The sequence below is a fragment of the Streptomyces iconiensis genome (assembly GCF_028657195.3).
GTDB lineage: Bacteria > Actinomycetota > Actinomycetes > Streptomycetales > Streptomycetaceae > Streptomyces > Streptomyces iconiensis.
On the sequence record NZ_JANCPR020000009.1, the window covers coordinates 155,653 to 169,890 of the forward strand.

Below are 14,238 nucleotides of genomic sequence, written 5' to 3' on the forward strand. Positions count from 1 at the left end.
CTGAAGAGTGAAACGAGAGGCGGGGGTATCGGTCACTGGAACCGATACCCCCGCCTCGATCGTCCTGGGGACGGGCCGGGAGTGGCTTACGGTGCCGCGGTCACTGCAGGCGCGCAGTTCGCGGCCTGTGGACGCGCGGTGTGGCTACAGCTTGGTCCACGCTTCGGTGAGGACGGAACGCAGGATCTGCTCGGCCTCGTCGAAGACCTCCTGGCCGGAGATCAGCGGCGGTGCGAGCTGGATGACCGGGTCGCCCCTGTCGTCCGCGCGGCAGTAGAGGCCCGCCTCGAAGAGCGCCTTGGAGAGGAACCCGTAGAGCACGCGCTCGGACTCCTCGTCGGTGAAGGTCTCCTTGGTGGCCTTGTCCTTGACCAGCTCGATCCCGTAGAAGAAGCCGTTTCCCCGCACGTCTCCCACGATCGGCAGGTCGTGCAGCTTCTTCAGGGTGGCGAAGAACGCCGCCTCATGGTCGAGCACGTGCTGGTTGAGCCCCTCGCGCTCGAAGATGTCGAGGTTGGCGAGCGCCACGGCAGCGGAGACCGGGTGGCCTCCGAAGGTGTAGCCGTGCAGGAAGGTGTTGTCGGCGTTCCAGAACGGTTCCGCGAGCCGGTCGGAGATGATCGCCGCGCCTATGGGTGAGTACCCGGACGTCATGCCCTTGGCGCAGGTGATGATGTCGGGCACGTAGTCGAACTTGTCGCAGGCGAACATCGTGCCGAGCCGTCCGAAGGCGCAGATGACCTCGTCGGAGACCAGGAGTACGCCGTACCGGTCGCAGATCTCGCGGACGCGCTGGAAGTACCCCGGGGGCGGCGGGAAGCAGCCGCCGGCGTTCTGCACGGGTTCGAGGAAGACGGCGGCGATCGTCTCGGGGCCCTCGAACAGGATCTCCTGTTCGATCTGGTCGGCGGCCCAGCGGCCGAACGCCTCCGGGTCGTCGCCGTACAGGGGGGCGCGGTAGATGTTGGTGTTCGGCACCTTGTGCGCTCCGGGGACCAGCGGCTCGAACGGCGCCTTGAGCGCGGGCAGTCCGGTGATGGACAGGGCTCCCTGCGGGGTGCCGTGGTAGGCGACGGCCCGTGAGATGACCTTGTACTTGCCGGGGTTGCCCGTGAGCTTGTGGTACTGCTTGGCGAGCTTCCACGCGGTCTCGACGGCTTCGCCGCCGCCCGTGGTGAAGAAGACCTTGTTCAGGTCGCCCGGCGCGTGCTGTGCCAGCCGCTCGGCCAGTTCGACGGCCTTGGGGTGCGCGTAGGACCAGATGGGGAAGAACGCGAGCTCCTGGGCCTGCTTGCTGGCGGCCTCGGCCAGTTCCACGCGGCCGTGGCCGGCCTGCACGACGAACAGTCCGGACAGGCCGTCGAGATAGCGCTTGCCCTCGGTGTCGTAGATGTGGGTGCCCTCGCCGCGGGCGATGATCGGGACGGGCTCCTTCTCGTACGACGACATGCGGGTGAAGTGCATCCACAAGTGGTCGTGAGCAGTACGGGAGAGATCCTGGCTGCCTTGGCTGGCGTGACTGTCCTTGCTCACTGTTATCGCGTTCCCCATGTGTAGGTCTGCTTGCGCAGTTTGAGGTAGACGAAGCTCTCGGTGGAGCGCACGCCGGGGAGGGACCGGATGCGCTTGTTGATCAGTTCGAGAAGGTGCTCGTCGTCCTGGCACACGATCTCGACGAGAAGGTCGAACGAGCCCGCCGCGATGACGACGTAGTCCACCTCGTCGATCTCGGCGAGCGCGTCGGCCACCGGTTCGACGTCTCCGTCCACCGTGACACCGAGCATCGCCTGCCGCATGAAGCCGACGGTGAGCGGATCTGTCACGGCCACGATCTGCATGACGCCCTGGTCCTGGAGCTTCTGTACGCGCTGCCGTACGGCCGCCTCCGACAGGCCGACGGCCTTGCCGATCGCGGCGTACGGGCGCCTTCCGTCCTCCTGGAGCTGTTCGATGATCGCCAGGGACACGGCGTCCAGGGACGCGGAGCCGTTTGTCTTCTTCGAGTCGCGAGCCACGTATGTCACTGTGCATGAGACATCCGCTGTTCCGCAACCCGTGAGCGATGTAATCCGCAGCCAAACAAGTGTCTTTAAACTGATTCCGTTGTTCTTGGGGGTCAGGTGTATCGAATGCGTTGCGCGGCCGGATAGGGTGGCGGTCTCACCCATTGGACAACGGAGCAGGAGGGGTGCGAAGTGACCACCGAGCTGCGTCGGCTGCGCAACTACATCGACGGGGAGTTCAGGGACGCCGCTGACGGCCGGACCACAGAGGTGGTCAACCCGGCGACGGGCGAGGCGTACGCGACCGCACCGCTGTCCGGCAGCGCGGACGTCGACGCCGCCATGGCCGCGGCCGAGGCGGCCTTCCCCGTCTGGCGCGACGCCACCCCCGGCACCCGTCAGAAGGCCATCCTCAAGATCGCGGACGTGCTGGAGGCGCGGGCTGACGATCTGCTCGCCGCCGAGTGCGAGAACTGCGGCAAGCCCCTGGAGCTGACCCGGCAGGAAGAGCTGCCGATGATGCTCGACCAGATCCGCTTCTTCGCCGGCGCGGCGCGCATGCTGGACGGCAAGTCGGCCGGTGAGTACATGGAGGGCCTCACCTCCTTCGTACGGCGCGAGCCCATCGGTGTGTGCGCGCAGGTCGCGCCGTGGAACTACCCCGCCATGATGGCGGTCTGGAAGTTCGCGCCCGCGCTGGCGGCCGGCAACACAGTGGTGATCAAGCCCTCCGACACCACCCCCGCCTCCGCGGTCCTGATCGCCGAGATCATCGGTGGCGTCTTCGAGGAGATGGGCCTCCCCAAGGGCATCTTCAATGTCGTCTGCGGTGACCGCGACACCGGGCGCCTCATGGTCGAGCACAAGACGCCCGCCATGGCCTCGATCACCGGCTCGGTGCGCGCGGGCATGGAGGTCGCGGGCGGCGCCGCCAAGGACCTCAAGCGGGTCCATCTGGAGCTGGGCGGCAAGGCGCCCTGCGTGGTCTTCGACGACGCGGACATCGCCGGCGCCGTCGAGGGCATCAGGGACGGCGGGTTCTTCAACGCCGGACAGGACTGTACGGCGGCGACACGCGTACTCGTCCAGGAGGGCGTCTACGAGGAGTTCGTGACCGCGCTCGCCAAGGCGGCGGCCGAGGTCAAGACCGGCGACCTGAACGACCCCGACTGCTTCTACGGGGCACTCAACAACCCCACCCACCTGGAGAAGGTCGCGGGCTTCATCGACCGCCTCCCCGCGCACGCCAAGGTGGAGGCGGGTGGTGAACGGGTCGGCGAGAAGGGCTACTTCTACGCACCGACCGTCGTCTCCGGACTGAAGCAGGACGACGAGATCATCCAGAACGAGGTCTTCGGCCCCGTCATCACCGTCCAGAAGTTCACCGACGAGGCGCAGGCCGTGGGATGGGCGAACGACGTCGAGTACGCACTCGCCTCCTCGGTGTGGACCACCGACCACGGCACGGCGATGCGGCTGTCCAAGTCGCTGGACTTCGGCTGCGTATGGATCAACACCCACATCCCGCTCGTCGCCGAGATGCCGCACGGTGGCTTCAAGAAGTCCGGTTACGGCAAGGACCTGTCGATGTACGGGCTGGAGGACTACACGCGCGTCAAGCACGTGATGACCGCACTGTGACAGCCGCGGTGCCGCGCGTACGGAGCGCATGCAGCGCACGGGGCGCGTGAGGTGGCGCGCACGAGCGTGTGAAGGTGGAGGGGCCCGTACTCACCGCGTGTGAGTACGGGCCCCTCGGCGCGCGCTTCCGGTTGTTTCGGGCCCCGGTGCTTCAGCCTCTGATCCTGCGGCCTCTGACCCTTCGGCTGTGGCTCTCCGGCCTCGGGTCGGCTCAGGAATTCCCGCGCTCAGGACTGGTACGGGTTCTGCGGCTGCTGCCCGCCCGCGAAGGGGTTCCCGCTCTGCGGGCCCTGCTGCTGCGGTATGCCCTGTTGGGGCATGCCCTGCTGCGGTGCGGGGGCGCCGGGCGCGGTGCCCTGGGCCAGCATCTGTTCGGCGTTCTCCTTGGTCAGCTGGCTCTCAGCGCCGCAGAACGTGCACTGCATCGAGTACTTCGCAGGTGCGACGGGGAAGAGCGGGATGAAGAAGAGCGTGAACTTGGTGACGCGCTTACGCAGACCGTGCGCGGACGGGTTACCACAGAAACCGCAGAGCAGATTCAGCATCGCGAGCTGGATCAGCTTGCTGCTGGTGCCGAAGATGATCACGGCGGGCTCCATTCACGAGTGTGTATGTGTTGCCTCGAAGCCAACCACCGTGCCGGTGTGCCGCGTAACCGGAAACGTGTAACAGACCTGCCCCAACGGCCCTCCGTGTGCGGGCGGTTGCCGCGTGGGACCCGTGAGCCTCGCGCGGTGCCGTGGAGGGTGACGCCGTGGGTGGATGTCGTGCTGTGACGCCGTGGGGCGACGTGGTGCGGTGATGCCTGGCCTGACGTCATGCCGTGACGGCGACGGGCTCCCGGCTGTGGTGTGACCGTCCGGGTGCCCGCCGCCGGGGCGGGCTACGCCGGAGGGTTCCGCCGCCGCGCCCGCTCCAGAACACCGACCAGGCGGGCGATGTGGTTCGTCGTGATCGAGTCGGTGCCCATCGAGGCGAGCCTGCGCATGGTGCGCGGACGGTCGGCGGTCCAGGCCGACACCAGGCGCCCGTCCGCGTGCGCACGCTCGACCAGCGCCGGAGTGAGCAGCCCGAAGCGGTAGTTGAGCCAGTGCGGGCGCAGGTCGTCCAGCAGGGTGGCGCGTACGGGCGCCGCGCGGTGCCAGGTGAGGGCCAGCTCGGCGCCTGGCTCCGCGGCGCGTACACGGCGCAGCGAGTCGGGGCCGCCGCAGTAGTAGACCCGCGCCGACGCGTCCGCCTCCCGTACGGCGCTGACTGCCGCTGCTGCCGCCGCGGGATCCGGCAGGTCGATCATCGTGCGGACCTCATGGGTGACCGCCAGTGCCTCGGCGAGCGTGGGGACGCCGTCCGTCAGGGAGTTGAGCCCCTTGTAGGTGAGTGCCGACAACGGGGTCTCGTGCCCCCACAGCCGCTCCAGCGTTCTGTCGTGGAGCACTACAGGCACCCGGTCGCGCGTCAGCCTCACGTCCAGTTCGACGGCGTCGGCACCCGCCGCGACGGCGGCACGGAAGGAGGCAAGGGTGTTCTCGCGCACTACAGAGGGAGCACCTCGGTGTGCGACCGTCGCCGGCACTGCCGTCGGGGCAGCTGTGGCTGCCGTGGTCGCCTGAACTGCGGTTGGGCCGGGAGCTGTCCCCTTCCGTACCGCCGCGCTCATCCTTCCCGCTGCCAAGCCGCCAAGTGGCTGTCGATCTCTTCGGACAGGCGCGCTTTGCCGGCGTCGTCCATGTAGGAGGCACGTACGGCATTGCGTGCGAGTGCGGCGATGCCGGGCGCGTCCAGGCCCAGGAGCCTGGCGGCGATGGCGTATTCGGTGTTGAGGTCGGTGCCGAACATCGGGGGGTCGTCACTGTTGATGGTGACCAGGACGCCCGCCTTGACCATTTCCCCGATCGGGTGGCTTTCCAGCGACTCCACGGCGCGGGTGGCGATGTTCGAGGTCGGGCAGACCTCCAGCGGAATGTTCCGCTCCGCGAGATGCTCCAGGAGCCGTGGGTCCTGGGCCGCACTGGTCCCATGGCCGATGCGCTCGGCGCGCAGGGACGTGAGCGCGTCCCACACGGTGCCGGGCCCCGTGGTCTCGCCCGCGTGCGGGACGCTGTGCAGCCCCGTGGCGATGGCCCGGTCGAAGTACGGCTTGAACTGCGGGCGCGGGACGCCGATCTCGGGGCCGCCCAGGCCGAAGGACACGAGTCCCTCGGGCGCCATCTCGGTGGCGATCCGGGTGGTCTCCTCGGCCGCAGCCAGACCGGCCTCGCCGGGGATGTCGAACGTCCAGCGCAGTACGACGCCCAGTTCGCGCTCGGCGGAGACCCGCGCGTCCTCGATGGCCTCCAGGAACGCGCCATCCGGGATGCCCCTCTTCGTGGAGCTGTACGGCGTGACGGTCAGCTCGGCGTAGCGGATCGACTGGTGCGCCATGTCCCGCGCGATCTCGTACGTGAGCAACCGCACGTCTTCCGCGTTCCGGATCAGATCGACGACCGAGAGGTAGATCTGTACGAAGTGCGCGAAGTCGGTGAACGTGAAGTACCGCGCGAGTTCCTCGGGGTCGCTGGGAACCCCCGCGGCGGGGTGCCGTGCGGCGAGTTCGGCGACGATGCGAGGCGAGGCGGAGCCGACGTGGTGCACATGCAGCTCGGCCTTGGGCAGCCCTGCAATGAAGGCCGTGAGATCGGGCGAATCGGACAAGAGGTGCCTCCGGCTCCTTGGGGACCGGATCATCGTAGGCCGCACGGCCGGAGGTGGTGTCAGGGGCGGCGAATAGCATGGTGGGGCGAGTCAATGGGAGGGGACGAGAGGGGACAGGATGGACGACGGGGCCGGACATCCCCCGCCCTCCGGGACACCGGGGCGTGCGGGTGACCAGCAGGGGAATCCGTGGGCCGCACCACAGGCCGACGGCGCCGGCGGAGCGGGTACCGAGGGGCCACCGCCGATCCCGCCCGCACCCGAGGGGCCGCGGCAGACCTACGGGCAGCAGGGGGGATACGGATACGGACAGGCGCCCGGTGCGGCGCCGGGTGCCTACGGAGCCCAGGCGGGATACGCGGCGTACGGCGGTGGTGCCTACGGGCCGTACGGGTACGGCTGGCAGGGCCCGCCCCTGCCCGCCGGGCTGTCGATCGCGGCGATGGTGCTGGGCATTGTCAGCGTGGTGCTGGTCGCCACCTGTTGGGGGAGCTTCCTCAGCGTCATCACCTCGATCGTCGCGCTCTGCCTCGCCGTCAGCGCGCGGCGCAAGGTGGCCAGGGGCGAGCTGGGCGGTCGAGGCCAGGCGACGGCGGGGTTCGTCCTCGGGATCGTGGGACTCGTGGGCTCGGTGGTCATCAGCACGTTGCTGGTGCTGGGGCTGACCGTGTGGTCGGACTCTGGAGGGCGTGACTCCGGGGGAGTCAGGGACTCCTACGACGCGAACGGTGCTGTGGCCGCGCTGCGCCTCGACGCGTAGGCGCGCGGACTGCCGCTGCGCGGGGACGGCGGGTGCCTGCGCACGGCGGGCGCGCGTAGGCCCGTGCCTGCGCACGGTGGGTGCCGCGCACGGTGGGTGCCGCGCACGGTAGGTGTGCGGGTGGGCGGTCGTGCGGTTGGGCGGTTGGGCGGCGCGAACGGGCAGGTGCGTGCCGGCAGGGGCAGGTGTGTGCGGATGGGTAGGCGTACGGAGGGGTGGAGTATAGATTCCGTGGCGTAACCAAATGGCAACGACGGAATCCCTTGTTGGCTGCCCGGCCCCCTGTCAGGATCGGCTGCCAGCAGCGGGAAATGCCACGGTGCGTTGTCACAGTGCGCGCCCGTGGCATCCCCGTGGCACGGAGTACGCCGCAGAGGCAGGAGTCCCGATGGTTCAGCGCTTCGACGTGTCAGCCCGGTTCGCCGCGGGTGCCCAGTACGTTGCCGGAAGACTCGGACCCGGCAGCTCGGGGAGTTCGCACTCGGTGGTGGACCCCGCGACCGGGGAAGGTGTGCACACCTATGAACTCGCGGGCGCGGCCGATGTGGACGCCGCCGTCGGCGCCGCACGGCGGGCCTTTCCCGAGTGGGCGGGCGCGACACCGGGCGAGCGGTCGGACGCCATGCACCGCTGGGCGGCGCGTCTCACGGAGCTGACCGGGGAATTCGTCTACGCGGAGTCGCTCCAGTGCGGGAAACCGCTCAAGTTGTCCGCGGAGTTCGACGTTCCGGGCTCGTTCGACAACGTCGCCTTCTTCGCCGGCGCCGCCCGCCAGCTCACCGGGGTCGCGGCGGCCGAGTACAGCGGGGAACACACCTCGTACGTACGGCGCGAGCCGCTTGGCGTCATCGGCTCCATCGCCCCCTGGAACTACCCGCTCCAGATGGCGGCCTGGAAGATCCTTCCGGCCGTCGCCGCAGGCAACACCATCGTGTTGAAGCCCTCCGAACTCACCCCGCTCACCTCGTTGATGTTCGCCGAGGCCGCGCGGGAGGCGGGCATCCCGGACGGAGTGATCAACATTGTCACCGGCGCGGGTGCCGAGGCGGGCGAGGCGCTGGTGGGGCATCCCGATGTCGCCATGACCTCGTTCACCGGTTCGACGGCCGTGGGCAGGCGCGTTGCGGAGATCGCCTCGGCCAGTCCTACGGCCGCCAAGCGCCTCCACCTCGAACTGGGAGGCAAGGCGCCCTTCGTGGTCTTCGACGACGCCGACGTGGAGGCCGCCGCGCACGGTGCCGTCGCGGGCGCGCTGATCAACACCGGCCAGGACTGTACGGCCGCGACCCGCGCGTATGTACAGCGCCCCCTTTACGAGGAGTTCGTCGGCGCGGTGGCCGACCTGATGAGCGGCGTACGCGTCGGCGACCCGTTCGCGCAGGACACCGACTTGGGCCCGCTCATCTCCCATGCGCAGCGCGACCGCGTCGCGGGTTTCGTGGACCGCGCACGCGGCTACGCCACCGTCGTCACCGGCGGTGAGGCGCCCGGCGGCGATCTGGCCAGGGGCGCGTACTACCGACCCACGCTCGTCCGGGATGCGCCGCAGGACAGCGAGATCGTCCAGCGGGAGGTCTTCGGACCCGTACTCGCCGTGCTGCCGTTCGACAGTGACGACGAGGGCATCGCGCTCGCCAATGACACCCCGTACGGACTCGCGGCCTCCGCGTGGAGCCGCGACGTGTTCAGGACGGGGCGCTGCGCACGTGAGATCCAGGCCGGGTGCGTGTGGATCAACGACCACATCCCGATCATCAGCGAGATGCCGCACGGCGGATACAAGGCATCCGGATACGGCAAGGACATGTCCGCCTACTCCTTCGAGGAGTACACCCAGATCAAGCACGTGATGTCCGAGAACACCGGGGTCGCCAGGAAGGACTGGCACCGCACCGTCTTCGGCGACCGCTGAGCTTTCCCGGGACCGGTTCGTCCACGTGCCGGCCGGTCCTCCGCTCCCACCAGCGCTTTCCCCTCCAGCCCTTCCTCTCCGTAAGCCCTTCCCTGTCCCCATCCCCAGGAAGGCGGTCCTCATGGACCCGTACGAAGGCATGCCTGAGCCCGTCGCCAGGGCCTGGGAACGCGGCCTGACCAGCGGTCGCGCCGCGATGTCGCGGCGCAGACTGCTGCGCGCCGCCTCTCTCGCAGCGGGCGGCACGGCCCTCGCCGCCTGTGGGATTCCCCCCGCAGCCGGCAGCAAGGGCGGCAACGGGCCCGACGACACCCCGGACCACTCCCGCAAGGAGAAGGTCCTCAACTTCGCCAACTGGCCGCTCTACATCGACGTCGACGAGAAGGACAAGAAGAGGCGCCCGACCCTCGACCGGTTCGAGCGCGAGAGCGGTATCAGGGTCAAATACGTCGAGGACGTCAACGACAACAACGAGTTCTACGGAAAGATCAAACCGCAGCTCGCCGCAGGCCAGGACACCGGACGGGACCTGGTCTGCCTCTCCGACTGGATGGCCGGACGCATGATCCGGCAGGGCTGGGCGCAGCGCCTCGACCCCGCGAGGCTGCCGCACGCTGTGACCAACCTGGAGGACCGCTTCCGCACCGCGGCGCAGGACCCCGGGCGGCAGTTCAGCTATCCGTGGGCCGGCACGGCCTGCATCGTCGCGTACAACAAGAAGGCCACGAAGGGTAAGAGGGTCACCAGCGTCAGCCAGCTGCTGGAGGACGAGTCCCTCAAGGGCCGGATCTCGATGCTGACGGAGATGACCGACACCATTGGTCTGACGATGCTCGACATGGGCGTCAATTCCGAGAGGTTCACGGACGACGACTTCGACGCGGCCATCGCTCGTATACAGAAAGCCGTCGACCGCAAACAGATCCGCCGTTTCACCGGCAACGACTACATGGACGAATTGAATTCGGGCGACATCGCCGCCTGTCTGGCCTGGGCGGGGGATGTGGTGCAGCTCAAACTCGACAACCCCGACGTGGAGTTCGCCGTTCCCGAACGCGGTTACCTCTTCGGTACGGACGACCTGCTCGTGCCCGCCAAGGCCCGTCATCAGAGCAACGCCGAGGCACTGATCGACTTCTACTACCAGCCCAAGGAAGCAGCGGAACTTGCCGCCTGGGTCAATTACATCTGCCCCGTCTCCGGCGCACAGGCCGAGATGGAGAAGATCGACAAGGAACTCGCTGCCGACCCGCTTGTCTTTCCCGACGCGAGCATGATCGCGAAGGGTAAGAACTTCCGGCCGATGAGTGCCAAGGAAGAAGCGAAGTACGAGGAGAAGTTCTCCAAGCTCATCGGGGCCTAGACCCGCCCGTCGGGGCGGGACCCGTGAGTTGGGTGCTCGTCGGCGCTCGGCGTTCGACGTTCGGTGCCGGGGCTCTTTTCGGCGCTGGACGTTCGGTGCTGGGGCAGCTGGCCTTGTGCTTGGCCTTCTGTGTTTGGCACTTGGCGATCGGCTGCTGGCGTTCGGCGTTCGGCGATTGACGCTGTGGGCCCGGCGCTTGGCGCTTGGCGTTGTGCATGTGGCACGCCGCGTGTGGCGCCCAACTTGTGGCGTTCAGTGTGCGGCGTTCACTGTGTGGCGCTCGTGCTCGGCGTCCGGCACCGTCGGCCGTCGGAGCGCTTCTCCACCGGGGTGTCGCCCCCTCCGTTTCGCTGGGGCCACTCGGCCGTCGGGACGCCCTTCCCGCGGTTCCAGCCCCCTCACTCCCGAGGACCGGCCATGACCATCACTCTTTCCGGTGTCAGTAAGACTTTCGGCGACTTCACCGCCGTCCATCCGCTCGATCTCACCATCCCCGAGGGCTCGTTCTTCGCGCTCTTGGGGGCTTCAGGCTGCGGCAAGACCACCACCCTGCGCATGATCGCGGGGCTGGAGGAGCCCACGTCCGGCAGCATTCTGCTCGGCGAGGAGGACATCACCCGCCTCCCGCCGCACGAGAGGCCCGTCAACACGGTCTTCCAGAATTACGCGCTCTTTCCCCATCTGGACGTCAAGGAGAACGTCGCCTTCGGACTTCGACGCCGCGGAGTGAAGTCCGTCAGCAAGCAGGTCGCGGAGATCCTCGATCTCGTTCAGCTCGGCGAACTCTCCCGCCGCAAACCGCTTCAGCTCTCCGGCGGCCAGCAGCAGCGCGTGGCGCTCGCCCGCGCGCTGATCAACCGCCCGCGCGTGCTGCTCCTGGACGAACCGCTGGGTGCGCTCGACCTCAAGCTGCGGCGTCAGATGCAGCTCGAACTCAAGCGTATTCAGGTGGAGGTGGGCATCACCTTCGTGCATGTCACCCACGACCAGGAAGAGGCCATGACCATGGCCGACCGCGTTGCGGTGATGTACGGAGGCAAAGTGGAGCAACTCGGTCCGCCTGCCGAGCTGTACGAGCATCCGCGCTCCACCTTCGTCGCCAACTTCCTCGGCACCTCCAACCTCTTCGAGGCGGAGATCGTCTTTCGCGAGGCGGGCAGGAGAGAAGGAGCCTCCGGCGCGGGGGCAGGCAATGGCGAGGGGACGGGTAGCGGCCGGGCGAAGGGCAGCGGCGAGGGGACGGTCGTCGCCGGGGCGAAGGGCACCGGCAAGGGGAAGGGCGTCGGCGAGGCGAAGGGCATCGCCGAAGGGAAGGACGTAGGCGAGGGCGAAGCCGAGGCGTCGGCAGCGGCAGCGGGGCGCGCTTCCGGCGAGGTCTCCCATGCGGGGCAAGATTCCAGCAGTGGGGCGTCGGTCGGTGGGGAGTTGCAGGTCAAGGTGCCGGGAGGTGACGATCTGCTGCGGCTGCCTCTCGACCGTTGCGCCGCAGGGGAAACCGAGGCAGGCGGAAAGGTGTTGATCGGGGTGCGCCCCGAGAAGATCACCCTCGCGCACACGGACGACGCGGGTTCCGTACCCGAGGGCCGGAACCGCCTCACGGGGCGCATCACGGACGCGAGTTACCTCGGCGTCTCCCTCCAGTACGTCGTCGAGACCTCCGCCTGCCCCGAACTCACCGTGTACGAGCAGAACATCGAACGGGACACCCGCCTCGTCCCCGGTGAACAGGTCGTACTGCACTGGCGGCCCGCACACACCTTCGCTCTCGACGCGGCGCAGGATGTCGCTGCGGGGGAGGAGGCGCTATGACCGCCGTGGCACCCGTCACCCCCTCGGCGCCGCCGCCCCCACCCTCGAACACCCTGCCGGGGGACGGGGAGGGGGTGCGCGGCAGGCGTGCGCGCCGTCGGCTGACCCCGTACTGGCTGCTGCTGCCCGCCGGGCTCTGGCTCGCCGTCTTCTTCGTCGCGCCACTCGTCTATCAGGCGTCCACCTCGGTCCAGAGCGGATCGCTGGAGGAAGGCTTCCGTGTCACCTGGCAGTTCTCCCACTACACGGACGCGCTGAGTACGTACGGGGAACACTTCCTGCGCTCGTTCGCCTACGCGGCATCCGCCACGGTGCTGTGCCTGGTGATCGGCTACCCGCTCGCCTACATGATCGCCTTCAGGGCCGGACGCTGGCGCAACCTGCTGCTCGTCATGGTCATCGCACCCTTCTTCACCAGCTTTCTCATCCGCACCCTCGCCTGGAAGACGATCCTGTCCGACGGTGGACCCGTTGTCGGCGCGCTCAGCGCCCTGCACGTCCTCGACGTGACGAGCTGGCTCGGCCTCACCGGAAGCGAACGGGTGCTGGCCACGCCCCTCGCCGTCGTCTGCGGACTGACGTACAACTTCCTGCCGTTCATGATCCTGCCGCTCTACAGCTCGCTCGAACGGATCGACACCGCGCTGCACGAGGCGGCACGCGACCTGTACGCGAAGCCTGTGACGACCTTCCGCAAGGTGACCTTTCCGCTCTCGTTGCCGGGAGTCGTGGCCGGCACGCTGCTCACCTTCATCCCCGCCTCCGGCGACTACATCAACGCGCAACTACTGGGTTCGCCCAACGAGCAGATGGTCGGCAACGCGATCCAGAAGCAGTTCCTCAACGTCCTCGACTATCCGACGGCGGCGGCCATGTCCTTCCTTCTGATGGCGCTCATTCTGATCATGGTCAGCGTGTACATGCGCAAGGCAGGAACGGAGGAACTCGTCTGATGTCCACCGCCCCCGCCTCCCGCGCGTCCTCCGCATCCCCCGCTGCCTCGGGAACCACTGCCACGGGCGCACCCGCCGCTTCTCACCCGTCCGGCCACGCCCCCGCACCAGCTCCCGCCTTCGTGCGCGCTGCCTTCGGGCCGGTGCGCTGGTTGCGCCGGCACGCCGTCGTGCTCGCGGGCTGCGCCGCGCTGGCGTATCTGCTGCTGCCGAACCTCGTCGTGCTGCTCTTCTCGTTCAACAAGCCGGCGGGGCGCTTCAACTACGCCTGGCGTGACTTCTCCACAGACGCCTGGACCGATCCCTGCGGGGTCGCCGACATGTGCGGTTCACTGGGCCTCAGCCTGCGGATAGCGATTCTGGCCACGCTCATCGCGACGGCCTTCGGGACCTTCGCCGCGTTCGCGCTCGCCCGCTACCGCTTCCGGGGCAAGAGCACCACCAACGCGTTGATCTTCTTGCCGATGGCGATGCCCGAGGTCGTGATGGCCGCTTCGCTCGGCACACTCTTCCTCAATATGCGCGTTGACTTCGGCTTTCTGACGATCCTGATCGCCCATGTCATGTTCTGCCTGAGCTTTGTCGTGGTCGCGGTCAAGGCGCGCGTGATGAGCATGGACCCGCGGTTGGAGGAGGCCGCACGTGATCTCTACGCCGGGCCGTTCCAGACCTTCTGGCGTGTCACCCTGCCGCTGGCCGCACCCGGCATCGCTGCGGGCGCCATGCTCAGTTTCGCCCTGTCGTTCGACGACTTCATCATCACGCAGTTCAACGCGGGTCCCTCGACCGTGACCTTCCCCATGTTCGTCTGGGGCGCCGCACAGCGCGGCGTCCCCGTACAGGTGAACGTGATCGGATCAGCGATGTTCGTCATCGCCGTCGCGATCGTGCTGGGCGGCCAGATCGCGGCCAACCGCCGCAAGAAGGGGTAGGCGGCTGTCGCCTTGCCGCCTCGTCGCCCCGCCGCCCTGGCTGCCGGGCCTGTCTTCCGCCGCTTCGGCGCCCAGCCGTCGGGTCGCGCGTCCCCTCCTGGGGGCGGTGCCCCGGTCTCCGCTGGAACACCAAGTTGTCGGACGCCACCGGCACCGTAACCCTCGAAATGCCAA

At 68.3% G+C, this 14,238-nt stretch carries 12 protein-coding genes; 7 read left to right on the forward strand and 5 right to left on the reverse strand.

The genetic code is table 11. The annotated features are described in order from the left end of the window. Positions 1-144: 144 nt before the first annotated feature. Positions 145-1,551, reverse strand: coding sequence for an aspartate aminotransferase family protein (locus NMN56_RS11595; protein WP_274044072.1), 1,407 nt, complete (start codon positions 1,549-1,551; stop codon positions 145-147). Next, positions 1,536-2,024, reverse strand: coding sequence for an Lrp/AsnC family transcriptional regulator (locus NMN56_RS11600; protein WP_274044071.1), 489 nt, complete (start codon positions 2,022-2,024; stop codon positions 1,536-1,538). The genes NMN56_RS11595 and NMN56_RS11600 overlap by 16 nt, the downstream gene beginning before the upstream one ends. 171 nt (positions 2,025-2,195) lie before the next feature. Here NMN56_RS11600 and NMN56_RS11605 point away from each other — a divergent pair, with 171 nt between their 5' ends. Continuing rightward, positions 2,196-3,644: a gamma-aminobutyraldehyde dehydrogenase gene (locus NMN56_RS11605; protein ID WP_274044070.1), complete on the forward strand. Its 1,449-nt coding sequence runs from the start codon at positions 2,196-2,198 to the stop codon at positions 3,642-3,644. Between the two features lie 227 nt (positions 3,645-3,871). On the opposite strand, the gene NMN56_RS11610 is transcribed toward NMN56_RS11605, so the two are convergent. The 3 genes from NMN56_RS11610 to NMN56_RS11620 all read right to left on the reverse strand — a co-directional run bounded on the left by NMN56_RS11610 (position 3,872) and on the right by NMN56_RS11620 (position 6,368). Then, on the reverse strand, positions 3,872-4,231 hold the full coding sequence (locus NMN56_RS11610; protein ID WP_274044250.1) for a zinc ribbon domain-containing protein: 360 nt from the start codon (positions 4,229-4,231) through the stop codon (positions 3,872-3,874). A gap of 296 nt (positions 4,232-4,527) precedes the next feature. Beyond that, positions 4,528-5,301: a glycerophosphodiester phosphodiesterase gene (locus tag NMN56_RS11615; RefSeq protein ID WP_430542533.1), complete on the reverse strand. Its 774-nt coding sequence runs from the start codon at positions 5,299-5,301 to the stop codon at positions 4,528-4,530. Further along, entirely contained in the window at positions 5,298-6,368 is a 1,071-nt protein-coding gene (locus tag NMN56_RS11620) for an adenosine deaminase (protein WP_274044068.1), read from the reverse strand. The genes NMN56_RS11615 and NMN56_RS11620 overlap by 4 nt, the downstream gene beginning before the upstream one ends. A gap of 85 nt (positions 6,369-6,453) precedes the next feature. Between NMN56_RS11620 and NMN56_RS11625 the strand changes: the two genes are divergently transcribed. From NMN56_RS11625 to NMN56_RS11650, 6 genes are all read left to right on the forward strand, one after another. Next, entirely contained in the window at positions 6,454-7,095 is a 642-nt protein-coding gene (locus NMN56_RS11625; RefSeq protein ID WP_274044067.1) for a DUF4190 domain-containing protein, read from the forward strand. A gap of 388 nt (positions 7,096-7,483) precedes the next feature. After that, positions 7,484-9,007, forward strand: coding sequence for a gamma-aminobutyraldehyde dehydrogenase (locus NMN56_RS11630; RefSeq protein ID WP_274044066.1), 1,524 nt, complete (start codon positions 7,484-7,486; stop codon positions 9,005-9,007). 121 nt (positions 9,008-9,128) lie between these two features. After that, a complete protein-coding gene (locus NMN56_RS11635) occupies positions 9,129-10,370 on the forward strand; it encodes a polyamine ABC transporter substrate-binding protein (protein WP_274044065.1) in 1,242 nt (413 codons plus the stop codon). A gap of 417 nt (positions 10,371-10,787) precedes the next feature. Further along, the gene (locus NMN56_RS11640; RefSeq protein ID WP_274044064.1) at positions 10,788-12,179 is read left to right on the forward strand and encodes an ABC transporter ATP-binding protein; all 1,392 of its coding nucleotides are present in this window, start codon (positions 10,788-10,790) and stop codon (positions 12,177-12,179) included. Next, positions 12,176-13,132, forward strand: a complete 957-nt coding sequence (locus NMN56_RS11645; RefSeq protein ID WP_274044063.1) for an ABC transporter permease — start codon at positions 12,176-12,178, stop codon at positions 13,130-13,132. Before NMN56_RS11640 ends, NMN56_RS11645 begins: the two co-directional genes overlap by 4 nt. A gap of 143 nt (positions 13,133-13,275) precedes the next feature. Next, a complete protein-coding gene (locus NMN56_RS11650; RefSeq protein ID WP_274044249.1) occupies positions 13,276-14,064 on the forward strand; it encodes an ABC transporter permease in 789 nt (262 codons plus the stop codon). Positions 14,065-14,238 lie beyond the last annotated feature (174 nt).

Excerpts from the sequence above, each read along its gene's own strand:
- NMN56_RS11595 (WP_274044072.1), bottom strand. The coding sequence starts at position 1,551 with ATGGGGAACGCGATAACAGTGAGCAAGGACAGTCACGCCAGCCAAGGC.
- NMN56_RS11615 (WP_430542533.1), bottom strand. The coding sequence starts at position 5,301 with ATGAGCGCGGCGGTACGGAAGGGGACAGCTCCCGGCCCAACCGCAGTT.
- NMN56_RS11620 (WP_274044068.1), bottom strand. The coding sequence starts at position 6,368 with ATGATCCGGTCCCCAAGGAGCCGGAGGCACCTCTTGTCCGATTCGCCC.
- NMN56_RS11625 (WP_274044067.1), top strand. The coding sequence starts at position 6,454 with ATGGACGACGGGGCCGGACATCCCCCGCCCTCCGGGACACCGGGGCGT.
- NMN56_RS11630 (WP_274044066.1), top strand. The coding sequence starts at position 7,484 with ATGGTTCAGCGCTTCGACGTGTCAGCCCGGTTCGCCGCGGGTGCCCAG.
- NMN56_RS11635 (WP_274044065.1), top strand. The coding sequence starts at position 9,129 with ATGGACCCGTACGAAGGCATGCCTGAGCCCGTCGCCAGGGCCTGGGAA.
- NMN56_RS11640 (WP_274044064.1), top strand. The coding sequence starts at position 10,788 with ATGACCATCACTCTTTCCGGTGTCAGTAAGACTTTCGGCGACTTCACC.
- NMN56_RS11645 (WP_274044063.1), top strand. The coding sequence starts at position 12,176 with ATGACCGCCGTGGCACCCGTCACCCCCTCGGCGCCGCCGCCCCCACCC.